Source organism: Desulfovulcanus ferrireducens (genome assembly GCF_018704065.1).
Lineage (GTDB): Bacteria > Desulfobacterota > Desulfovibrionia > Desulfovibrionales > Desulfonatronovibrionaceae > Desulfovulcanus > Desulfovulcanus ferrireducens.
This window is the reverse complement of sequence record NZ_JAGUQP010000006.1, coordinates 40,961-62,435: the sequence shown is the minus strand read 5'-3', so window position 1 is coordinate 62,435 and position 21,475 is coordinate 40,961. Positions and strand designations below refer to the sequence as shown.

The window sequence follows — 21,475 nt, the reverse complement described above, 5'->3', positions numbered from 1 at the left end:
TGTTTTTGTTTCATTTTCTTCTTACAGCAAGAAAGATGCCTTTTCGGCTTCATGAACAAAAGATTATCTGGCAGCAATCTGTTATGCTTAAGCATGCTGACACGTGGCTCTGGTTAGTGCAGGTTGTTACTGCTGTGGTTATTTTGATTATGGGCTTCATTCACATGTGGGAGGTTTTAACTAACTTACCTATTACGGCAGACAAGAGTGCGGCCAGAATACAGAGCGGTTTTTGGCTTGTTTTTTATTTAATTTTGTTACCACTGGTCGAGCTGCATGTAAGCATTGGTTTTTATCGTATTGGGGTAAAATGGGGTTTTATAAAAAGATGCAATCGCAGTCAGGCCAAAAAATTGGAAAAAACTCTGTTTTGTATTTTTATTATAATTGGCTTGATTACTCTTTTGCGTTTTTATTTTTTTTAACTATGCTTCAAGGTTACCTATAAAATATTAGGGGGTAAATGTGTTGCAGGTAAATAGAAGGTTATCTGTTTCCAGCAAGACATCTGCCTGGCTGGATTTATTGCAGATGTTAACTGGAGTAGGACTTGTTTTGTTTATGTTACTGCATATGACCCTGGTATCTAGCAGGGTCATTAATGATACCTGGATGGATTTTATAGCTGCATTTCTTGATCAAAGAGGACTGGCACAAATTGGTAGTATTTTTATTGCTTTTTTATTTTTGTTTCATTTTCTTCTTACAGCAAGAAAGATGCCTTTTCGGCTTCATGAACAAAAGATTATCTGGCAGCAATCTGTTATGCTCAGTCATGTTGATACATGGTTGTGGGTTGCCCAGGTAGCTTCGGGTTTTGTAATTTTATTGTTAGGGTCTGCTCATATATGGGCGGTTATGGCTGAGTTGCCTATTACTGCAGCCAAAAGCGCTGCCAGGATGCATAATTATACATGGTTTATATTTTACATATTTTTTCTTTTGACAATATTAATACATGCAGCTATCGGGCTTTACCGCATTGGGGTAAAATGGGGATTTGTTCAAAGATGCAATCGTTATCAGGCTAAAAAAACAATTTTTCTTGCTGCTAGCCTGGTTGGTATTGTTATGTTATTAATGGACGTTTTGTCCTTTATAAATTTATAAATAATGGGGCATAAAATGATAGAAACTGTTATGACCGACTTGCTTTGCATAGGCGCCGGTCTTGCTGGTGAGAGGGCAGCGGTTGAAGCCGCGAGGCACGGTTTCAAGGCCATCTGTCTGAGCATTGTCCCGGCCAGAAGGTCTCATTCTTCGGCTGCCCAGGGTGGAATGCAGGCAGCTCTTGGAAATTGCGTTAAAGGAGAGGGTGATTCTCCGGACATACATTTTGAGGATACTGTCAAAGGTTCTGACTGGGGATGCGATCAGGAAGTGGCCCGAATGTTTGCAGAAACCGCTCCTGTTGCCATTCGCCAGATGGCTTATTGGGGTGTGCCCTGGAACAGGGTGGTTGCCGGTAAATCCTATTATTACAAAGGTGGCCAGAAGCTGGAGAAGGAAGAGAAAAAGGAAAAGGAGGGGTTGATTACGGCCAGAGATTTTGGCGGTACTGCCAAATGGAGGGCCTGTTATTGTTCTGACGGCACAGGCCATGCTGTTTTGTATACCCTGGATAGTGTGGCTGTGCAGCACGGAGTGGAGGTGCATGACCGCAGTGAGGCCATTGCTCTTATCCATGACGGTGAAAATTGTATCGGGGCCGTGGTCAGGTGTTTAAAGACAGGCAAACTAAGGGTTTATCTGGCCAAAGCCACATTGATTGCTTCGGGTGGATTTGGAAGAATTTATCGTGCCTCTACCAATGCCGTGATCAATGAAGGCGGTGGCCATATTATTGCCCTGGATACCGGTGTTGTCCCTCTGGGTAACATGGAAGCCATCCAGTTTCATCCCACGGGCATTGTTCCTACAGACATTCTGGTTACTGAAGGTTGCCGCGGGGATGGCGGAACTCTTTTGGATGTAAACGAAGAGCGGTTCATGCATATCTATGAGCCGGAAAAGGCCGAACTGGCCTCCAGGGACGTGGTTTCCCGAAGAATGACAGAGCATATACGCAAGGGCTTGGGAGTCAAGAGTCCTTACGGGGATCATCTATGGCTGGATATCAGGCATCTGGGTGAAAAACATATCAAGACAAAGCTGCGGGAAGTATATGATATTTGCAAGAGTTTCCTGGGGATTGACCCGGTGCATCAATTGATTCCCGTACGACCTACTCAACATTACTGCATGGGCGGTGTACGGACCAATAAATATGGCGAAGCTTACGGGTTAAAAGGTCTTTTCTCTGCCGGGGAGGCTGCCTGCTGGGATTTGCATGGCTTTAACCGGCTGGGAGGCAATTCATTGTCCGAGACTGTAGTTGCCGGGATGATTGTGGGCAAGCGGATAGCTGGTTTTCTCCAGGGCTGTGAGGTCAATTTTAACAGCCGGGTTATTAAGGACAGCGTGGCCAGGCAGGAAGAGAGAATTAATAACTTGATTTCAGGTAGTGGCAAGGAGAATGTATACAAGGTGCGCAATGCCATGCAGGATATTCTCATGGATTATGTGGGTATTTTTCGTAACGGTAGCGACCTGCAAAAGGCCGTGCATATGCTTCAGGAGGTTTATGAGCGGGCCCGGAACATAGGCCTGCGCTCAGATGGCATTGGGGCTAATCCTGAACTATCGCTTGCTTTGAAGATGCCGGGAATGGTGAAGCTTGCCCTGTGTGTTGCTTACGGCGCATTAGAGCGCAAGGAGAGTCGTGGCTCCCATGCACGGGAAGATTACCCGGCCAGAAATGATAGAGACTGGTGGGTGCGTACCCTGGCGTACTGGGAAGATGGGGCAACCCTGCCTACCCTGAAATACGAACCGGCAACAAAGGTGGTTGAGATGCCTCCGGGCGAGAGAGGTTATGGTGGTGGAAAAATTATTCCTGCTGAAATCAAACAAGGAGAAATAGAGGAATAGTCATGGTCAGAATGCTCAATATCAATATCTTCCGCTACAATCCAGAGAACCCTGATTCAAAACCGCACATGCAAGCCTACTATCTGGATGAAACAGATAATATGACCTTGTTTATTGCTTTGAACCGGATTCGCGAAGAGCAGGATCCCTCTTTGCAGTTTGATTTTTGTTGCCGGGCAGCAATTTGCGGGGCCTGCGCCATGATAATTAATGGCCGTCCGGGTTTGGCCTGCCACACTAAAACCAAAGACCTGCCTGATCAGATCAATCTTATGCCTTTACCTGGCTTTAAGATGATAGGAGATCTATCTGTGGATACAGGCACGTGGTTCCGATCCATGAATGAGAGGATAGAATCCTGGGTGCACACGGACAAAGAGTTTGACCCCGAGGCTGAAGAAGAACGTATGGACAATGCCTTGGCAGAGCAGGTCTATGAATTGGATCGCTGCATTGAATGTGGCTGTTGTGTGGCTGCCTGTGCCACGGCCCAGATGCGTGAAGATTTTCTGGGCGCTGTGGCTTTGAACCGGATTGCCAGGTTTATTCTCGACCCAAGGGACAAGAGGACGGATAAAGACTATTTTGAAGTTATTGGCACTGACCAGGGCATATTCGGGTGCATGGGCCTTTTGGCCTGTGAGGATGTTTGCCCCAAGAAATTGCCTCTTCAGGATCAATTAGGCTATTTACGACGCAAAATGGGTCTTTCTGTTGTGAAGAAATTTTTTTCCTGGAAGAAATAGTGAAGTTCCGTTTATTGAGTTTTGTTGAGTTTACACTGCAAAGGTGGGGTGTGTAATGAATGTGTAAATGCCAATAATCGTGAAAATATTTGCAATCAGCGAAATATCTTTGACTTTCATCAGAAGGATTTGAGTTAATTCCTTTAGTCCATGACAATCACGGTCGGGTTTGTTGGGACAGGCGGGACCCAACTTCTAAACTCCCCACCATTATAATTTATACCGGGAGAGGAAATGCGTCAAATCAAGGTAAAAGAAATCACGGAGAGGGTTGCACAATTGGTGGTGCAAGCCAATGTCAGCCTGTCTGAAGATGTTTATCAGGCTATCTCAAAGGCCAGGGAAGAGGAAGAGAGTTCATCCGGCAGAGAGATTTTGCAGCAGCTTTTGGACAATGCCAAATTGGCTGCTGAGACCAGGTTGCCACTTTGCCAGGATACTGGTCTGGCTGTATTTTTTGTGGAGCTAGGCCAAGAGTGTTGCCTGGATGGTGATCTGTACGCAGCCATCAACGAAGGTGTGCGCCAGGGTTATGAACAGGGGTATCTTCGCAAATCTGTTTGTCATCCTTTGACCAGGGAAAATACCGGCGATAATACTCCGGCTATTATTCATATAGACTTGATTCCGGGAGACAAACTAAAGCTCAAGTTCATGGCCAAGGGCGGAGGTAGTGAGAACATGTCCAGGGCGACCATGCTTACCCCGGCCCAGGGCTGGGAAGGGATTAAGGAATTTGTAGTGAACAGGGTTGCCGAGGCCGGTCCCAATCCTTGTCCGCCGATTATAGTAGGAGTGGGCATTGGCGGGACCTTTGACTATGCCCCTATATTGGCCAAAAAGGCCCTGTTCAGACCTTTGAACGAGCCTCACAATGACCCGGAAATTGCTAGGATGGAAGAAGAGCTGCTCGCGGCCATAAATGACTTGGGTATAGGGCCTATGGGTATGGGTGGTAAGTTTACTGCCCTGGGAGTAAAAATTGAGATGGCTCCCTGTCATATTGCCAGTTTGCCTCTGGCCGTAAACATTCAATGTCACTCAGCCAGACATCTGGAGGTAGAGTTCTAATGAGTAACGAGTATAAATTGCAGACACCACTTACAGATGAAGATATTTTACAGCTTAAAGCCGGTGATAAGGTACTCCTTTCCGGAGTTGTCTATACGGCCAGGGATGCAGCGCATAAAAGATTGATCCAGGCATTGGATAGGGGAGATAAACTCCCTTTTCCTCTTGAGGGGGCGGTAATTTATTATGTGGGACCAAGCCCTGCGCCTCCGGGCCGTCCAATTGGTTCTGCCGGCCCTACAAGCAGTTACAGGATGGATACATATGCTCCAAGACTGTATGGTTTAGGTGTCAAGGCCACAATAGGCAAGGGCAAGCGTAGTGAAGAAGTTAAGGAAGCCTTGAAAGAATACAAGGCTGTTTATTTTGGTGCAACAGGGGGGGCCGGAGCATTGCTTTCCAAATGTATTGTCCAGGCCAAAGTCATAGCCTATGAGGAGCTTGGACCAGAAGCCATCCGGGTATTAAAAGTTGAGAATTTTCCACTTTTGGTAGTTAATGATGCTTATGGAGGCGAGTTGTACGCAAAACCAAAACTCGGGTAAATGTTGAATGAATTAAGGGTAACTTACTTGTTACGCTCTTTTAAAGTGTAACTCTTGCTTGTTTCTTTGCAGACTTCTTCAATTTGCCTATAACAAACATCCGACGGATACAATGACACCACCCGGGGGCATCCGCTATTTGCACTGGTTTTTGTAAAGCCTAAATGTCATTGTATCTGCTGATTGTTTTCTCTTTTCTTGTCCATATTTAGCAAAATTACGTCATAATTGAGCAATTAAACCTGTTCAGATGCTCTGAGCATTGGTAATAGGTAATAGTCCGGAACCTGGCGGCAATCAGGGAAAAATTCTACTCCGGCCATATCCACTGACCAGGCAGGATGGTTGTTGGATATGGGGCCGTACACCCGGAAAGAGATTGTTACTAAGTTTAACCACGGCCTGTAAGGCCGTCAGGTTTTTGTTCGGCAAAGTCTGCCGAACAAGAATGTCTGCGTTAGTCTGCGTGGGTCTGCGGTTAAAAATAAAAGAGGGGTTCAAGTAAGGAACTCTTACCCCGTACCCATTAATCCCTACCCCTTAAATTAGACAGGTGCAGATACCGGAATGCGTCCGAACGCAAGTTAGATTATGATCAGTTATGCTTGACACGACGTTTATTTGCAAATATGAATCAACGTTTCCTTGCCCTTGAAAATAAACAAGGGCCAAAAGACCATAAGGAGGTATTATGCTTAAGAAGTACGAGACACTTCTCTTGCTCAGTCCGGAAATCGGGGCTGATGGTCGGCAGGCAGTTCTCGAAAATCTGTCGACAATAATTGATAGGGACCAAGGGCAGGTCCTGGCGGTTGATGAGTGGGGAATGAAAGACTTGGCCTATCCAGTGCGCAAGCAGACCAGAGGTTATTATGTTCGCTTGGAATATGCCCTGCCGCCAGAGTTTGTTGGTGAGCTGGAGCGCAATATCAGGATCACTGACGGTATTTTTAAGTTTTTGACCGTGAAGCTGGCGGACAAATTTGAGCAGGAGGAAAAGTAGATGGCTTACAGGAGATTCACCCCAAGAAAGAAATTTTGTCGTTTTTGTGCTAACAAAGATCTGGTCATTGATTATAAGAATGTGAATATATTAAAAGATTTTATTACAGATCGGGGTAAGATTATTGCCCGCAGAATTACCGGTACCTGCGCCAAACACCAGCGGGCCTTGACTAGAGAGATTAAGCGGGCCAGGCAGATGGCTTTGCTCTATTATACTGCTACCCACAGCACTGAAGTGAAAAAGAAGACAATTTAGGGAGTGTGAGTTATGCGTGTAATACTTAGGGCTGATATAGATAATCTTGGGCGCCTGGGGGATGTAGTTGATGTCAGGCCTGGTTATGCTCGGAACTATCTTGTTCCTCAGGGCTTGGCCATGCCGGCTACTAAGGCCAATTTGAATGCCTTTGAGTTGGAGCGGAAAAAGCTGCAACAAAAGATGGATGCTATCCGTTTTGCCGCCCAGGAGCTGGCTGATAAGTTGAGTGCAACAGAAGTTGTTATTCCTGTGCGTGTTGGTGAAAATGACAAGCTCTACGGTTCTGTAACCTCAACCAATATTGCTAATGCTCTGGCTGAAATGGGGCTGGAAGTCGATAGACGCAAAATTAAGTTGGATGATTCTATCCGCTCCCTGGGTGAGTATGAGGTAGAGATTAAACTGCATCCTGATGTAATGGCCCAGGTTAAAGTAAAAGTAGTCAAACATGGAAGAGAAGAGGCCCAGGAAGAGGCCGAAGCATAAAGACCAGGATCAGGGTCTGGCAGGCGCGGGGGCTCTGGACAGGGTCTCCGCGGAATTGTTGCGTAAAGTCCCCCCCCAAAATCTTGAGGCTGAGCAGGCCGTTTTAGGGGGGGTTTTTTTGTCTAATTCCGTCCTGCACTCCCTTGTCGATACTCTGGACGAGGATGATTTCTATTCTCCGGCCCATAGGATAATTTACCAGTCCTTTTTAGATCTTTATCGCCAGAATATTCCCATTGATCTGGTTACTGTATCAGAAGACCTGGAGAAAAAAGGCAAGCTTGATGCAGTAGGCGGGGCAGTGTATCTGGCCTCACTGACCGACTCCGTTGCTGCCAGTTCGAATGCCATTTTTTACGCCCGCATTGTCAAAGAAAAGTCCATCCGAAGAAAACTTATCGAGACGGCCTCAAGCATTATTTCCCAAAGCTTTGAACCAGGGCAGGACGTTGAAGATCTCCTGGACAAGTCAGAGCAACAGATTTTTACCATTACCGAATCTAAAACCAAGCCGGTTTTTAGATCCAGCAAAGAGTTGGTGGGCGAGGTCTTCGAGCTCCTGGAAAAGCGGGTAGACAGGAGAGAACTGGTAACAGGGGTGCCAACAGGTTATTACCACCTGGATGAAATTACAGCAGGTTTTCAGCCCACAGATTTAATAATCATTGCTGGCCGTCCGAGCATGGGTAAGACAGCCTTTGCCCTGAATGTGGGTATGCGTTCAGCAGTGCTTCATGATGTGCCAATAGCCATCTTTTCCCTGGAAATGTCCATGGAGCAACTCATGATGCGTATGCTCTGTTCCTGGGGCAAGGTGGACCTGAAGAATCTGCGTACCGGGTTTTTGAATGACGAAGACTGGAGCAGACTGTATCAGGCTGCTGACGCCCTGTCTCGAGCCCCTATATATATTGACGATACCCCTGCTCTGACCACCATGGAGATGCGTGCCAGGTGCCGGCGGCTTAAAGCTGAAAAGGATTTGGGCATGGTCATTGTGGACTATTTGCAGCTCATGCGTGCCAGCCGCCGTATTGATTCCAGGGAGCAGGAAATATCAGAAATTTCCAGGGCATTGAAGGCATTAGCCAAAGAGATGAACGTGCCCGTGGTTGCCCTGTCTCAGCTTAACCGTAAAGTAGAAGAGAGGACCAATAAAAGACCTATGCTTTCAGACCTGAGAGAATCAGGCGCCATTGAGCAGGATGCAGATTTAATACTCTTTCTTTACCGGGATGAAGTATACAATAAAAAAGAAGACAATCCCAAAAAGGGTAGGGCTGAAATCATTATTGGTAAGCAGAGAAACGGGCCTATAGGGGTAGTCGAACTTGCTTATCTCAACCGGTATACGGCCTTTGAAAATTTGACTGACATCCCCGTTCCTTCAGAGAACTCTTAACTTAATACGGTCTAGCACTAAGTCCAGAAATAGGTGCACCTTATACCTTTGAAAACACCAGGCCTTGGTCATTCGTTTTGGAAGGTTTTAGGAGAGAGAAAATGGAGTATCTGCACAAAGAGGAGCTATTAACCCGGCAGGAATTGAACAGGTTGCAACAGGTAAGGCTTAAGAATACAGTCTTTCAGTGTACAAAATCATCTTTTTACCGGAATAAGTTGGCCTATGCCGGAGTTAGGGTGGGGGATATAAATTCAGTCCAGGAGGTACAAAAGCTACCTTTTACCACCAAGGAAGATCTGCGTTCTCAATATCCTTATGGCCTTTTGACTGTGCCAGTGGATAAACTGGTCAGGCTGCACGCCTCATCCGGGACAACAGGTGCGCCCACAGTTATTGTCCATACCCGGAACGATTTGAATACCTGGGCGGACTTGGTGGCCAGATGCATGCACATGGTCGGAGTCAGAGACACCGATGTCTTCCAGAACATAAGCGGATATGGCCTGTTTACCGGTGGCTTGGGCATTCATTACGGAGCTGAGCGCTTGGGATGCCTGACCATCCCTGCTGGGGCCGGAAACAGCAAGCGTCAGATCAAGCTACTCAAGGATTTTAAGGTCACGGTTGCGCACATTATTCCCTCTTATGCTCTCCATTTAAGCACTGTTTTTGATGAAATGGGGGTTGACCCCAAAAGCCTTTATCTGCGCATTTTGCTTATTGGCGCTGAGCCCCACACAGAAGAGATCCGACAGCGTATCGAAGATATTTATGGGGTTAAAGCTTATAACTCCTATGGATTGTCTGAGATGAACGGCCCGGGAGTGGCCTTTGAATGCGAATGCCAGGAAGGCATGCATATCTGGGAAGATGCCTACTTGCCGGAAATTGTTGATCCTGAGACTTTGGAGCCAGTACCAGAAGGTGAGGTTGGTGAACTTGTGCTGACTACCCTAACCCGAGAAGGCATGCCGATAATTCGTTATCGGACCAAGGACTTAACCAGGTTTATTCCCGGTAAATGTCCCTGCGGTCGTGAACACAGGCGCATAGATCGCATTTTAGGTCGTTCTGACGACATGATTATTCTCAAAGGGGTGAATATTTACCCAATGCAGGTGGAAAAGGTGCTTATGTCTATGCCTGAGGTGGGTCAGAATTACCTTATCGAACTGATAAAGGAAGGTTACCTGGACCAAATGCGGGTTAAAGTGGAGATTCGCGAGGAATATTTTGTAGAGGATATGCGAGCACTGAAAGAATTGCAGCAAAAAATAGCCCACAAACTCAAGGACGAGATATTGATCACCCCGCGCGTTGAATTGGTTGAGTCTAACTCTTTGCCTAAAACAGAAGGTAAAGCCAAAAGAGTTGTTGATCTAAGAGGAGGAAAATAATGCTTAAGGTAGCAATTTTTATGGGAAGTAAATCTGATCTGGATAAAGTTAAACCCTGTGCACAGGTTCTGGCTGACCTGGGCGTTGAGTATGAGATGACCATAACTTCTGCCCACAGAACTCCTGAAAGAACCGAAAGCCTGATCAAGGAAATGGAGGACAAGGGCTGTCAGGTTTTCATCTGTGCTGCCGGCATGGCTGCTCATTTGGCAGGGGCAGTTGCTGCCAGGACCATACGGCCAGTGATCGGTATTCCCATTTCAGCTTCCAGTATGGGAGGATTTGATGCGCTTCTGTCCACAGTGCAAATGCCCCCCGGATTTCCCGTGGGCACTGTTGCCATAGACAAAGCCGGAGCCAAAAATGCCGCCTGGATGGCTGCACAGATTCTTGCACTTAATGATGCCTCTCTTTCTGAGAAGATCAAGGCCTTTCGGCAAAAAATGCAGGAAGAGGTGGAAAGGGCCGCGGAAGAGATTGGAGAATAGGAAGCTTGGAAGTTGGGAAGATAATAAATCGGGAAAAGAAACCGGAAGAAGTGATGAGTTCTAACGAGTTGATAGATGGCTGAATTATTTGCTGGATTGTTTACCATCCTTTTGATTTTATGCTTGGCCCTTAATTTTTTTGGCCTGCCTGGAAACTGGGCCATTATCGGATTGTTTGCCATTTGGAAGTGGACACATCCGGAGCTAAATGCCGGGTGGTTGTTTTTTGCTCTCTTGATTGCCCTGGCCTTGGTTGGTGAAGGTATTGAATTTGGTGCAAGCGTTTGGGGGGCCAAAAAATACGGAGGGACAAGCAAGGGCAATTGGGGTGCGATGCTCGGTGCAATACTGGGCTCTATTTTCCTGGCCCCTTTTTTTCTGGGTTTTGGAGCCTTAGCAGGCGCTTTTTTGGGAGCTTATATAGGCTGTTTTTTGTTAGAAAAGTTGCAGGGTCGCCCAACCCCGGAGGCCAGAAAAGCCGCCTTTGGAGCAATGTGGGGTAAAGTATTTGGTGTTGTTGCTAAACTTGGCATAGGCGTGGGGATATTGTCTTTGTCTGTGCCTAAGGTGTGGCCATAAGGGCACGGGGTGCCCCGTGCCCCCTATAACTTTAGAGCCTGTGGCCGAACCTTTTTATCAATTAACTTTCATGGTTTATTCTAGTCTTGGTTTCTTTCATGCTGGTACAAAGACTTGGACCCATCTAAAACTTGCTTGCGGACAGAGCATAATGGGATATTTTGGGTAAGCAAATATCCTTTTTATTATCGATAGTTAGGTCAATATCGCAAAATCTGTAGCCCATTCATCCCGATGCTCTGTTTTTCCGCAAGCTTCGCCAAGATGGTTTACCCAAGCCGTTTGTAATGCATTTCAGAAACCAGGACTTTCAATCAGCGCTTAAAACAGGGTTTGGCCACAGGCTCTTTAGTTGCCGTATTTTAATCCCTTATCTCCAATATCCCGCCTGAAATACATATCTTCAAAGCTTATTTTGCTGACAGCTCCATAGGATTGTAAGAATATTTTTTTCCGTTCCAAATCCCTGAAAAGCGATTTCTTATCAGTTTTATAAAAAACTTCTCATTCTCCTATAAATTGTTTTACCTTTCGAGCAGCGACTTGAGGATTGCTCAGAACACCCGGACCTGCTACACATCCACCTTCACAGCACATAACCTCAATAAAGTTACCCGGACAATTGCCTTGGGCATTTTTTTTCAAAATTCTCAGGTTTTGTTTTGAAAGCCCATCGATAATAACTTCTTTTAATGCAGTATCTTTCCCAATAAATTGCTGAATTGCCCTGGTAACTCCACCGGTTACAGGGAAACCACGCCCCATTTTATTTGCTGAAATATCAACCTGATCAGGTTTACAATCCGGAACCTCGATTTCTCTGGCAACGAAGAGTGCTCCAAGCTCTTCAAAAGTCAGTACGTAATCAACCACAGGGTCTTTAATGGCTTCCTGTCGTTTTGCTACACAAGGCCCCACAAAGACAATCTTGGCATTAGGATATGTGTTGCGTGCCAGTTCGGCTGCGTAATGCATTGGTGTTTCAGTATTCGAAACATAAGGAGCAAGAACCGGAAGATGTTTTTTCACAACCTCTGTATATGCAGGACAGCAAGAAGAAGTCATAAATTTATCGGACTTCTCCATTCGTTCAATAAACTCTTCAGCCTCTTTTTGTGCGGCAATATCTGCACCTGCTGCTACTTCTACAATATAATCAAACCCTAGTTTTCGTAATGCGGAAACAATTTTTTCAAAATCCGTTGAGAACTGGCCTACAATAGAGGGAGCTACTATCGCAACAGTTTTCTGGTTGGCTGTTTTCAAAGGACGCATTACGTCAATAAGCTGAGATTTTTCCAAGATTGCTCCAAAGGGACATGCCTGTAAACATTTTCCACAGTAAATACACTTCTCATGGTCAATTTTTTCTTTGCCATCCTCACCCTTCTTGATTGCACCGACAGGGCAAGTCTCTTCACAGGGGATTGGTATATAAATGATAGCATGGTAAGGACAGACTTTCATACAAATTCCACAGTTAACACATGTTTCTGAATCGATTTTTGCTTTGCCATCTACCATCGTAATGGCATTCTTTCTACAGTTAATCAAACAGGGACGTGCTACACAGCTACGACATGCATTGGTTACAAAGTAGTTGCTTCGAACACAGGACCTACATGTCATATCAATAACCGTGAGAACCGGAGATTCCGGCTTCTCCCTGAGTAGGGCCTTTTTTACATAATCAGATAAGGGGGTTAATTCGTCCTTTTCATCTTCCATGCCGAATCCAAGTAGAGCCATTATCCTGTATTTAAGCACAGCACGATCTTTGTAGATACAGCAGCGGATACTTTTCGAATTCTTGGGAGCAATTTCCAAAGGAACACGGTCTATATTTTTTTTCAATTCATTTTTAAAGAAAAGAGATGCTATGCGTATTAATAACTTACGTCTTATTAGAGTTGCATTGTTTACGTAATTCATATTTCCTCTCATCACTTAACTGTATTGTTGAAAAAACTGTTAATTTTTTCAATAATAGTTGGCAAGGTTAACTTATTGATCAGTGGACAGGGGGCAGGCAAATTATTTGACACTAGTGGAAGGCATTAACACCAAGATTGAAGGGATTCCTTCAGAAGGGTTAAGGGTTTAGAGAGGAATGTTGTGCGGGTATGGGCGGATTTTTCTTCCGCCCTTACCTTTTTAAATATTTTGGTGCTTCGAGCGTTTGCTTCTGTTACTCATTATATCTTAATCCCTTATCTCCAATATCCCGCCTGAAATACATATCTTGAAAGCTTATTTTGCTGACAGCTGCATAGGCATTTTCTTTGGCTTGCTTTAGATCATCGCCCAGGGCCGTGACTCCGAGTACCCTTCCACCATTAGTGATGACCTGCCCATTCTTGAGGCTGGTGCCGGCATGAAAAACTTTTACGCCCGGCAAGTTGTCTGCCTCTTCTATGCCTGATATTTCATGTCCTTTGGCATAAGATCCCGGATATCCCTTGGCTGCCAGGACAACACACATGCTATGTTTGGGGTTAATTTTCAACGGAATTTTATTTAGGGTTCCTTCCACGCAGGCCAGCATGACCTCTACCAGGTCATTTTCGAGACGCATAAGCAGAGGCTGACATTCAGGATCACCAAAACGGACATTATACTCCAAGACCTTTGGCCCGGAATCTGTAATCATCAGACCTGCATAGAGAACGCCTTTAAACGGGTGGCCCATTTCCTCCAGGTGTTGAATGACAGGTTTGATTACAAGATCTGCTGTTTCTTCAAATTTATCTTCAGGCAAGATTGGGGCTGGACTGTAGGCACCCATGCCGCCGGTGTTGGGACCGGTATCGTTTTCACCAATGCGTTTGTGATCCTGTGAAGATGGTAGGAAGGCAATGTTGTGTCCATCACAGAAGGCCAGGAAGGAAGCTTCTTCGCCCGTGAGGGCTTCTTCAATGACCACCCTCTCGCCTGCGGCACCAAATATTTTTTGGACCATCATGTCTTCCAGGGCTTTTTGGGCTTCTTCCATGGTTTCGGCAATAATGACGCCTTTGCCTGCGGCCAGGCCATCAGCCTTGATTACGATGGGAGGTTTTTGAGTAGCGAGATATTCTTTGGCCATAATATAATCGTCAAAGGCCTTAAAATCTGCCGTTGGCACCTCTGCTTCAGCCATAAGTGATTTGGCAAAGGCCTTGCTGCCTTCCAATTGAGCGGCAAAAGCCCCAGGGCCAAAACAGGGAATACCAGCCTTGTCCAAGGAGTTTTTTAGCCCCAAAACCAGGGGAAGTTCAGGCCCGGCTACTACCAGGTCAATTTTTTTGTCCTGGGCAAATTTCACCAGTTCAGGAATATCATCAGCACTTATGGGTACATTTTCTCCTTCTTGTGCTGTTCCACCATTGCCCGGAGCTATATATAATTTTTTGACCAAAGGGCTTTGCTTTATTTTCCAGGCCAGAGCATGTTCCCGGCCACCTGAACCAACTACTAAGATATTCATAGGACCTCCTTTTTGATGCGAATGTGAAGAAAAGTTGTAGAGTTTGTAAATGAACCTGACAACCTAATAAAACCTAAGAAGCTCAACGAACACAATAAACGCAGTGAACGCCAAACAAACTATTTTCTTTTAAACATTTTTTCCAGCAGCCTGTTTTCCAGCACAATAGCCACAGGCCGGCCATGAGGGCAATAGTCTTTATTGGGACATGCAAGCCATGAATCTACCAAACCCATGGCCTCGTCATTGGTTAGTTCTTGCCCGGCTTTTATTGCTGCCCGACATGCCATAAGGATCCACATCTGATCCAGGGTGTCAATTTCCCTGCTTAAAAGGGTATGCAAAAACTCTTTGGCCTGGCCAGAGTTTAAATCTTTTGGAACAGCCTTTATAAGCACTCTTTCAGGCGTAACCTGCTCCAGGACAAAACCAAGCTGGATGAGTTTGGGCCAGTTAACAGTCAGAGCCTTTTGTTCCCCTGGCTGGAGACCGATCTCTATCGGAAGAACCAGGTTTTTTTTGACTCCTTTAAAGCCTCTTCTTTTGTTTTGCTCGTAGAGGATACGTTCATGGGCAGCGTGCTGGTCCAAAATTATGAATTGATTGTTTATTTTCAGGAGCAAATAGGTTTTGTCTATCTGTCCCAGGTAAATGGGCTCATTTAAGGATTGTAGGGGCGCATTGGATACGCCTGAAAAATTTGAGTACTGAATATAAGTGTCTTGTACAGGGTCGTGAACAAACTCCGGCTCAGATGACCGGAATGGTTCTATTGGTTGTTCCGCTGAACGGTTTTGTTGAGTAGCGGGGCTTAGAGGGAGATGCTGGACAGTTTTGGGCCGGGAATCAGGAGATATATTAGATTTTGGAAGCTCAGGTACAGGGATGCTGGTTATAAAAATTTGTCCAACGGCCTTGACTATCCGAGAGAAAATAAATTGTTCGTCTCTGAATCTGACCTCAGCTTTGGCCGGATGTACATTTACATCCACTTCATCTGGTGGGAGGTCAATAAACAACACGGCTTGGGGAAATTCGCGGCTTAAAAGGGTGCCTTTATAGGCTTGTCTCAAGGCAGACAGGAGTAGTTTATCCGTGACCGGCCTGTTGTTGACATAAAAATAGATGCGCTCGGACCTTCCTTGGGCCGTGTCAGGAGAACCGGCAAGGCCATGAATGTGCAGACCTTCTGTCTCCAATGCAAACGGCTTTAATCCGTCGACAATTTTTTTTGGCCAGATTTTTTGCAGGCGACTTACAAGTGATTCGCCCGAAAAAAATCTCAGGTTGGAACGAGAACCGGAAAAAAGTTCAAAGTCAGTATCCAGGTTGGCCAAACTTAAGCGGTAAAAGATGTCTGTGCATTTTTTATGTTCTGTGGTTTGCTTCTTTAGAAATTTCAGCCTGGCAGGAACATTGGCCAAAAGGTTCTCTACTTTGACTTTAGTGCCGGAAGGAATAGCTGCCGGGCCTTCATCTATGATGCGGCCGAACATAACTTCTACAAAATGTCCTTCCTTTTGTTCGCTGCTGATAGATGAGATGGTCAGGTGAGAGACCGATGCTATGCTGGGCAGGGCTTCTCCGCGAAAACCAAAACTGTTTATAGCCTGCAAATCATTTAAGCTAAAAAGTTTGCTGGTTGCATGACGGGTTAAGGCCAGGGGTAAATCCTGCGCAGTTATGCCATGTCCATTATCCTGGACCTGAATCAGTCTTTGTCCGCCTGCTTCTAACTTGACGATAATCCTTGTGGCCTGAGCGTCCAGGCTGTTTTCAATGAGTTCTTTGACCACGCTGGCCGGACGCTCAACCACCTCTCCGGCCGCAATTTGATTCTGTAGTTCGGGAGGCAGGATTTTTATTTTGCCCAGGGTTATCCTCCAATGCTGCCCAGATTGAGCAGGTTGAGTCTTAGTTCGTAGCGATCTTCAAAGTCTGTGCGGGTAAAAATAAGGTCCAGGGTAAAGCATTGATGCAGGTAAGTAAGGGTTAGCGAACGCATAAGTTCCTGGTCAAGTTCCAGGTCTTTACTATAGGAAATTCTGGCCCTCCAGTTAGGAATAAAGTCAACCTGGGAACCTAGATTTAAGATTTTAAGTCTGTTCTCACGCTTACGTTTATACTCATCGATTTTTTCCTGAAAATCCAGACCGAACCAGACGGATATCTTTTCAGGCCATGTTAGGGTCAAATAGTGTTCATGTTCCGTGACTTTGCTTAGATAAAAAGAATAGTAGGTCTTGGACGTTAGAGATAAATATCGATCGGGTTTTAAGGTAAGATCAGCAAGCAGGTCAGAAAATGGTCTCCGGGGGTAATTGTCAAGGTCTGTCTTGCGTCTAGCTTCCCGGAAATCATAGCTTTGTTTGAGTTTTAGGCGCAAGAAATCAAGATAATCCTTGTTGATGATCGTGGAATTGGTCTCTGCATCAGCAACCAGCGTGTCTTTGCGGCGGGTAACCAAGTTGATCAGAGAATAGGTTAACTGGTCTTTGGCCCCGATGCGGTCTACAGAATCAAAATAGGGTAGTTCAACCTGGTCTTTTTCCGGAATATAAGTGTAATCAAGCTTCGGGGTTATTGTGTGCTTGAGCATGGTCCACTCTGACTGGCCAGGTTTTTCGAGCTTTGCGTCGGTCTCAAGATCATAGAGACGAAACATCTCAGTACTAGCGCTGAGGGCTAGGTCATAAATTCCCCTTGATTGTTGCCTGTGCTGTGTGTCTCTATCTTGTGGGTCATTTTCAAATTTATCAATGAAATAAAGTGTTTGTCGCCAGCCGACCTTGGGGATAAGAGTGAGATAGCTGGTTTTGAGAGGAAGGCTTATTTTGGGATGGAGGTCAATTCTGGTTCCTCTTGTCCCATATTCTCGCCAAAAATAGACCAATTGATTTTCGGCTTCAAATTCAAGGGGAGTACCAGCAATGGGTGTTTTATAAATATCCAGGTTTAGTTCTGGCAAACGTTGAAGTGTGGGGTTTTTGGCCGGATCCAGATTGTTGTTGGCATATTTAAGGTTTTGAGTATAGACTATGCGTGCGTCAAGACCAAAATTAGTCCAGTTTCTGGACAGACTCAAGGTATTGGTGCGGGTAAGATCGTCATTGTCCTCGATATCCCGACCAAATTGTTTTAGCATTTCTCTTCTGGTCCGCTTAAAGCCGGAAAGACCACTGTGAAATTCGCGTAAGTAGTTTTGATCAGAAACCAGATCCAGGTCTATCTTGGTCTTCCACTCGGGAGAGAAAAGATAACCATTATATTTTCCTCGAAGCCAGAAACGGTCCGTGTTGGGTCTAATCAGGCCGTCACCCTGAAATTGAGGATCTTCGTCGGCTTCGGTCTTTTCTTTTTTGTCCTTTAAATAGTCAAAGCGCCAGAGTCCTTTGGTGACAAGATTTGGAGTATGCCGAAATTCCAGGCCATGCATGAATCCTTTCTGGCTGTAATAATTTTCAAAAATAGTGAAATCGTTTTCATCATCAATTACCTGATAGTAGGGTTGGTTGATGTTCAAGCCCAGACGGTCACTGTGGCTTATTTGAGGAATCAGAAGACCGCTTTGGCGCTTGGTTTTAACCGGCACAATCAGGTATGGAGCGTAAAGGACAGGTTTACCTTTTACCTGGAAGCGAGGGTTCCAGAGCTTTGCATAGCCATCAATGGTCAGTTCTCCCTCAGAGGTTTTAAATGACCAGGGCGGACGTTCGCCATTACAACTGGTCACTGTGGCCTCTTTGAATTTGTAAGTATCTTTTCCCGTTTTCTCCAGTTGTTCCCCTTTAAAGTAAATATTTTCTTTGGCCAGGAATATCTGACCGTTTTTGAGCCAGCCTACTTTATTTTTTAAATCAAATTCAGCTTCTTCAGCCTGTAGATAATCTTCCTGCCATTTGATTTTGACGTGGCCGCGTAAATAGACCCAGTGAGTATCCGGATAAAAGCGGGCATAGTCGGCCTGTAGATAATCATCTCCTTTAAAGAGGAAAACAGACCCGGATGCTTCCACCAATCCGGCATCTTTTTGGGCTACTACCTTATCCGCTTCCAATTGCCAGGGAATTTCCCTGGCAAAGGCGCAAGTTACTACACCCAGGCTTAGAAGCAGAATAATCAAACGGGAAAAGATAAACATGCGTTTATTGTATTGTTTGTTATGTGATAATAAAGTCAAACTCGACAAACTTGATAATGAAGTCAATAAACGCAACAATGAACTCAATATAATCATTAATCAACTCAAAAAACTATCTGGCGATCATGGCCCTTAAGATATCCGCACAGTTCTCACAATTATGGCCCATATTATCCAGGCAGTCCACAAAATGGATGAGTTGATAGATATCTTTAAAGTCCAGGTCTGAGTTATAGATTTTAATGGTCAATTCTCGTTTGGCACGTTGTATTTGGTACCTTTGGTGACGCACAGCACGATATTTTTCTTTAGTTCCCTCGCGGTCTAATATCTCTCCATGGACAAAGGCGATCGTGGCTTTCAGTGCCGGGCCTAATAATTCTGTAGCTGAACCAACTTCATCAATTAAAAAGATGAGGTCTTTTTGAAATCCTTCAGGAATAACCACTTGACGCATACCTAGCCACTGTAGTGCGTCCTGGGCTGAATCCAGGATATTGTCCTGGCTTTTGGTATAATTTAAAAAGAGTGTTTTATCCACAGCCATGAATAGACTTCTTGGCAGATGGTTGCGGATATTTCGTTTGATTTTGTCCGCGTGGTTTTCAATTTGGTCAATTTCTCTGGCCAGTTCCTGAAACTCGCGACAAGCTCCGCCTCCAGATACGTAGCATTCCAGAGATTCTTTGATAATTTTTACGCATCCAGCTATTTTATCATAGTGCTCTACCAAGCCTTCCATGGGTGAACGTGGAGTTAATAGACCAAAAAAAGGTATCCTTAGCATAGTATATCCTCCTTAATTAAGTCGTCGTAGGGAGTTTTATGTTTATTGAACAAGTATAAAGTATGTAAACAGATTCTACAAACAAAAAAAATATCCGGCTTAATTATAAATAAGCCCAATCCTATTTTTGGTTAGGTATTAATTTAATAGATAATCCATTTCAATATTTGAAAAATAATTATACTGGTCAGCGCTGCAATGGGCACGGTGAGCACCCAATAGACAACGATTCTGCCAAGAACCTTGAAGTCCACAGCAGAAAATCCCCTGGCCAAGCCAACACCGACCACAGCTCCTACCGCAGCATGGGTGGTTGAAACCGGCAACCCAAGATTGGATGCGGCCAAAACGGTACTGGCCGCGCCAAAGTCCACGGCAAATCCACGTGTGTTGGTCAAAGTGGTTATCTTTTCGCCCACTGTGGCCATGACTTTATGTCCCAGGACCGTTATTCCAACTGCGATGCCTAGTCCGCCCAGAACCAGAATATAGGTTGGAATCTCGGCTTTAGCCAGGAGCATATGTTGCTTGGATATTAGATAGATGGCTGCAACCGGACCAATGGCATTGGCTACATCGTTGGCGCCTTGAGAGAGAGCAACGTAACAGGAAGTGCCAACCTGCAGACGGCGAAAGATAAGCTCTACCCCTTCAGCTCCTTCCAGTTTATCGGTAACGATTTTTTTTACGAAGTAATTTCCGAGAGCCCAGACAAATGTAGCCAGGGCCAGGGCAATGAGCAGGGAAATTGACCAGGGCAGGTGCAGCTTTTTACCAATCGGGGTTTTATAAAGAAAAGATAAGGCAATTAAAAAAATAGTCAGCCCCATCCAGATAGGCCCCCACTTCTGGGCTTGTTTGATAAACTCGCGACGAAAGAAAATGGTTCTGCGAATGTGGGTAAAGATCAGGTAGGCTATTGTCGCTGCAAAGAAAGGAGAAATAATCCAGGAGAGAACAATACCTCCCATTTTTAACCAGTTGACCACAGAGGGTCCGCCAGCCACGAGGCCGAAGCCTAATATTCCACCGACAATGGAGTGGGTGGATGATACAGGCAAGGCAGTCAGGGTGGCTACGAGCACCCACAGGGCTGCAGATAGAAGGGCGGCAAACATCCCTATCATGATTATTTTGGGGTCAGTGATATATTGGGCATTGATAATGCCTTTGCTGATGGTGGCTGTTACATGAGAGCCTAAAAAAACAGCGCCGACAAAGTTTAAAATGCCGGCAATAAAAACTGCCTGCCGCACTGTGATGGCCCTGGCACCAACTGCGGATGCCATGGAATTGGCCACGTCATTCGCTCCCAGATTAAAGGCCATAAGAAAACCGGCCCCTAGCGAAAGATAGAAGAAAAGATCGTAAAGATCCATCTGGCAAACTCCTTTCTAGGTAATTCGTTTTTTTTTAGTCCGTGGTTTGGGCCCCGGGATTTTTGTGCTGGACAAAAATTTAATCTTTCAGGCTCGTCCTCCCACGGAATTTTAACCTTCTAATCCTCCATGTTGGGGCAACCGGTTGGCTGCCGCTGCTAACCTTTATATCTTATCAAAAAACATTAAAATGCCTACTAGGACAAAACCAGAGGCAGCGATTTTCTTGATTAAATCGCCGGAAATATAGTGGCAAATAAAATTGGCGAAGAGTACGCCTAAGAAACTTACACTAATAAGGGCAAGGGAAGAGCCTACAAAAACCGTCCATGGTTTTTGGGTTTTGGCAGCCATCATTATACAGGCCAGCTGGGTTTTATCTCCTAGTTCGGCTAGGAATAAAGTCCCAAATGTGGTTAATAGCAGTTTAAAGTCCATATGACCGCTCCGATTGATTTGGATTGGTAAGGTTTGGTCAGGAAACTAGAAAATCAAACCGCCTGCTCATAACCGAAATCGTTTCGATTTTCTAGTGAAAAAAGGACCCTCACAACCGGGTGGATTCTCAGTCTGCAACGCTACCAGATTTTCTCCCACAAGAGCCTTGTTATTTTCTGTTAGCTGAGCTGAGCCCGGCTTAGGGTTTTATGCTAAAATTTTATCAATTATTGCGTAATTCTTTCACATTTGACGTGGTAGGTGCCGCTGGCAAATGGGGTTTTCTAATTACGTCATTCTGAGCGAAGCGAAG

The 21,475-nt window shown here is 45.3% G+C and carries 21 protein-coding genes; 13 read left to right on the top strand and 8 right to left on the bottom strand.

All coding sequences use genetic code 11. The annotated features are described in order from the left end of the window. From KFV02_RS03500 to KFV02_RS03475, 6 genes are all read left to right on the top strand, one after another. On the top strand, nt 1-425 hold a 425-nt coding region (locus KFV02_RS03500), incomplete at its 5' end, for a succinate dehydrogenase/fumarate reductase transmembrane subunit (protein ID WP_491893145.1). A gap of 40 nt (nt 426-465) precedes the next feature. Further along, a complete protein-coding gene (locus KFV02_RS03495) occupies nt 466-1,110 on the top strand; it encodes a succinate dehydrogenase/fumarate reductase transmembrane subunit (protein WP_252380146.1) in 645 nt (214 codons plus the stop codon). 15 nt (nt 1,111-1,125) lie between these two features. Continuing rightward, on the top strand, nt 1,126-2,970 hold the full coding sequence (locus KFV02_RS03490; RefSeq protein ID WP_289510059.1) for a fumarate reductase flavoprotein subunit: 1,845 nt from the start codon (nt 1,126-1,128) through the stop codon (nt 2,968-2,970). A gap of 2 nt (nt 2,971-2,972) precedes the next feature. Next, complete coding sequence (locus KFV02_RS03485; RefSeq protein WP_252380145.1) at nt 2,973-3,716, top strand: fumarate reductase iron-sulfur subunit; 744 nt, start codon at nt 2,973-2,975, stop codon at nt 3,714-3,716. 234 nt (nt 3,717-3,950) lie between these two features. Then, the gene (locus tag KFV02_RS03480; RefSeq protein WP_252380144.1) at nt 3,951-4,787 is read left to right on the top strand and encodes a fumarate hydratase; all 837 of its coding nucleotides are present in this window, start codon (nt 3,951-3,953) and stop codon (nt 4,785-4,787) included. Beyond that, complete coding sequence (locus KFV02_RS03475) at nt 4,787-5,332, top strand: Fe-S-containing hydro-lyase (protein WP_252380143.1); 546 nt, start codon at nt 4,787-4,789, stop codon at nt 5,330-5,332. The genes KFV02_RS03480 and KFV02_RS03475 overlap by 1 nt, the downstream gene beginning before the upstream one ends. Before the next feature lie 297 nt (nt 5,333-5,629). On the opposite strand, the gene KFV02_RS03470 is transcribed toward KFV02_RS03475, so the two are convergent. Further along, the gene (locus KFV02_RS03470) at nt 5,630-5,833 is read right to left on the bottom strand and encodes a hypothetical protein (protein WP_252380142.1); all 204 of its coding nucleotides are present in this window, start codon (nt 5,831-5,833) and stop codon (nt 5,630-5,632) included. Nucleotides 5,834-6,023: 190 nt separating this feature from the next. On the opposite strand from KFV02_RS03470, the gene rpsF reads away from it, so the two are divergent. The 7 genes from rpsF to KFV02_RS03435 all read left to right on the top strand — a co-directional run bounded on the left by rpsF (nt 6,024) and on the right by KFV02_RS03435 (nt 10,951). Next, nucleotides 6,024-6,335 carry a 30S ribosomal protein S6 gene (gene rpsF / locus KFV02_RS03465; RefSeq protein ID WP_252380141.1) on the top strand — a complete coding sequence of 104 codons (312 nt, stop codon included), beginning with the start codon at nt 6,024-6,026 and terminating at the stop codon, nt 6,333-6,335. After that, nucleotides 6,336-6,593, top strand: a complete 258-nt coding sequence (gene rpsR / locus KFV02_RS03460; protein ID WP_252380140.1) for a 30S ribosomal protein S18 — start codon at nt 6,336-6,338, stop codon at nt 6,591-6,593. 12 nt (nt 6,594-6,605) lie between these two features. After that, nucleotides 6,606-7,082, top strand: a complete 477-nt coding sequence (rplI, locus tag KFV02_RS03455; protein ID WP_252380139.1) for a 50S ribosomal protein L9 — start codon at nt 6,606-6,608, stop codon at nt 7,080-7,082. Next, entirely contained in the window at nt 7,045-8,484 is a 1,440-nt protein-coding gene (dnaB, locus tag KFV02_RS03450) for a replicative DNA helicase (protein ID WP_252380138.1), read from the top strand. The genes rplI and dnaB overlap by 38 nt, the downstream gene beginning before the upstream one ends. 101 nt (nt 8,485-8,585) lie before the next feature. Next, nucleotides 8,586-9,884, top strand: a complete 1,299-nt coding sequence (locus KFV02_RS03445) for a phenylacetate--CoA ligase family protein (protein ID WP_252380137.1) — start codon at nt 8,586-8,588, stop codon at nt 9,882-9,884. Next, nucleotides 9,884-10,372 (top strand): 5-(carboxyamino)imidazole ribonucleotide mutase, encoded by a 489-nt coding sequence (gene purE / locus KFV02_RS03440; RefSeq protein ID WP_252380136.1) that lies wholly within the window; start codon nt 9,884-9,886, stop codon nt 10,370-10,372. The genes KFV02_RS03445 and purE overlap by 1 nt, the downstream gene beginning before the upstream one ends. Nucleotides 10,373-10,447: 75 nt before the next feature. After that, a complete protein-coding gene (locus tag KFV02_RS03435; RefSeq protein WP_252380135.1) occupies nt 10,448-10,951 on the top strand; it encodes a DUF456 domain-containing protein in 504 nt (167 codons plus the stop codon). A 504-nt stretch (nt 10,952-11,455) separates the two neighbouring features. Here KFV02_RS03435 and KFV02_RS03430 read toward each other — a convergent pair. The 7 genes from KFV02_RS03430 to KFV02_RS03400 form a co-directional block, all read right to left on the bottom strand. Further along, complete coding sequence (locus tag KFV02_RS03430) at nt 11,456-12,883, bottom strand: monomeric [FeFe] hydrogenase (RefSeq protein WP_252380134.1); 1,428 nt, start codon at nt 12,881-12,883, stop codon at nt 11,456-11,458. A gap of 256 nt (nt 12,884-13,139) precedes the next feature. Further along, a complete protein-coding gene (gene purD / locus KFV02_RS03425) occupies nt 13,140-14,417 on the bottom strand; it encodes a phosphoribosylamine--glycine ligase (protein ID WP_252380133.1) in 1,278 nt (425 codons plus the stop codon). Nucleotides 14,418-14,536: 119 nt separating this feature from the next. Then, nucleotides 14,537-16,273, bottom strand: a complete 1,737-nt coding sequence (gene mutL / locus KFV02_RS03420; RefSeq protein WP_289510061.1) for a DNA mismatch repair endonuclease MutL — start codon at nt 16,271-16,273, stop codon at nt 14,537-14,539. 20 nt (nt 16,274-16,293) lie between these two features. Beyond that, a complete protein-coding gene (locus KFV02_RS03415) occupies nt 16,294-18,558 on the bottom strand; it encodes an LPS-assembly protein LptD (RefSeq protein ID WP_252380131.1) in 2,265 nt (754 codons plus the stop codon). Between the two features lie 112 nt (nt 18,559-18,670). Continuing rightward, the gene (locus KFV02_RS03410) at nt 18,671-19,345 is read right to left on the bottom strand and encodes a DUF47 domain-containing protein (protein WP_252380130.1); all 675 of its coding nucleotides are present in this window, start codon (nt 19,343-19,345) and stop codon (nt 18,671-18,673) included. A 143-nt stretch (nt 19,346-19,488) separates the two neighbouring features. Continuing rightward, nucleotides 19,489-20,724 carry an inorganic phosphate transporter gene (locus KFV02_RS03405; RefSeq protein ID WP_252380129.1) on the bottom strand — a complete coding sequence of 412 codons (1,236 nt, stop codon included), beginning with the start codon at nt 20,722-20,724 and terminating at the stop codon, nt 19,489-19,491. A 165-nt stretch (nt 20,725-20,889) separates the two neighbouring features. Then, a complete protein-coding gene (locus KFV02_RS03400; RefSeq protein WP_252380128.1) occupies nt 20,890-21,162 on the bottom strand; it encodes a TMEM165/GDT1 family protein in 273 nt (90 codons plus the stop codon). Nucleotides 21,163-21,475 lie beyond the last annotated feature (313 nt).

Excerpts from the sequence above, each read along its gene's own strand:
- KFV02_RS03445 (WP_252380137.1), top strand. The coding sequence starts at position 8,586 with ATGGAGTATCTGCACAAAGAGGAGCTATTAACCCGGCAGGAATTGAAC.
- KFV02_RS03480 (WP_252380144.1), top strand. The coding sequence starts at position 3,951 with ATGCGTCAAATCAAGGTAAAAGAAATCACGGAGAGGGTTGCACAATTG.
- KFV02_RS03410 (WP_252380130.1), bottom strand. The coding sequence starts at position 19,345 with ATGCTAAGGATACCTTTTTTTGGTCTATTAACTCCACGTTCACCCATG.
- KFV02_RS03435 (WP_252380135.1), top strand. The coding sequence starts at position 10,448 with ATGGCTGAATTATTTGCTGGATTGTTTACCATCCTTTTGATTTTATGC.
- purE (WP_252380136.1), top strand. The coding sequence starts at position 9,884 with ATGCTTAAGGTAGCAATTTTTATGGGAAGTAAATCTGATCTGGATAAA.
- dnaB (WP_252380138.1), top strand. The coding sequence starts at position 7,045 with ATGGAAGAGAAGAGGCCCAGGAAGAGGCCGAAGCATAAAGACCAGGAT.
- rplI (WP_252380139.1), top strand. The coding sequence starts at position 6,606 with ATGCGTGTAATACTTAGGGCTGATATAGATAATCTTGGGCGCCTGGGG.
- KFV02_RS03490 (WP_289510059.1), top strand. The coding sequence starts at position 1,126 with ATGATAGAAACTGTTATGACCGACTTGCTTTGCATAGGCGCCGGTCTT.
- rpsR (WP_252380140.1), top strand. The coding sequence starts at position 6,336 with ATGGCTTACAGGAGATTCACCCCAAGAAAGAAATTTTGTCGTTTTTGT.
- KFV02_RS03405 (WP_252380129.1), bottom strand. The coding sequence starts at position 20,724 with ATGGATCTTTACGATCTTTTCTTCTATCTTTCGCTAGGGGCCGGTTTT.
- rpsF (WP_252380141.1), top strand. The coding sequence starts at position 6,024 with ATGCTTAAGAAGTACGAGACACTTCTCTTGCTCAGTCCGGAAATCGGG.
- KFV02_RS03475 (WP_252380143.1), top strand. The coding sequence starts at position 4,787 with ATGAGTAACGAGTATAAATTGCAGACACCACTTACAGATGAAGATATT.
- KFV02_RS03415 (WP_252380131.1), bottom strand. The coding sequence starts at position 18,558 with ATGTTTATCTTTTCCCGTTTGATTATTCTGCTTCTAAGCCTGGGTGTA.
- KFV02_RS03400 (WP_252380128.1), bottom strand. The coding sequence starts at position 21,162 with ATGGACTTTAAACTGCTATTAACCACATTTGGGACTTTATTCCTAGCC.
- purD (WP_252380133.1), bottom strand. The coding sequence starts at position 14,417 with ATGAATATCTTAGTAGTTGGTTCAGGTGGCCGGGAACATGCTCTGGCC.
- KFV02_RS03430 (WP_252380134.1), bottom strand. The coding sequence starts at position 12,883 with ATGAATTACGTAAACAATGCAACTCTAATAAGACGTAAGTTATTAATA.
- KFV02_RS03485 (WP_252380145.1), top strand. The coding sequence starts at position 2,973 with ATGGTCAGAATGCTCAATATCAATATCTTCCGCTACAATCCAGAGAAC.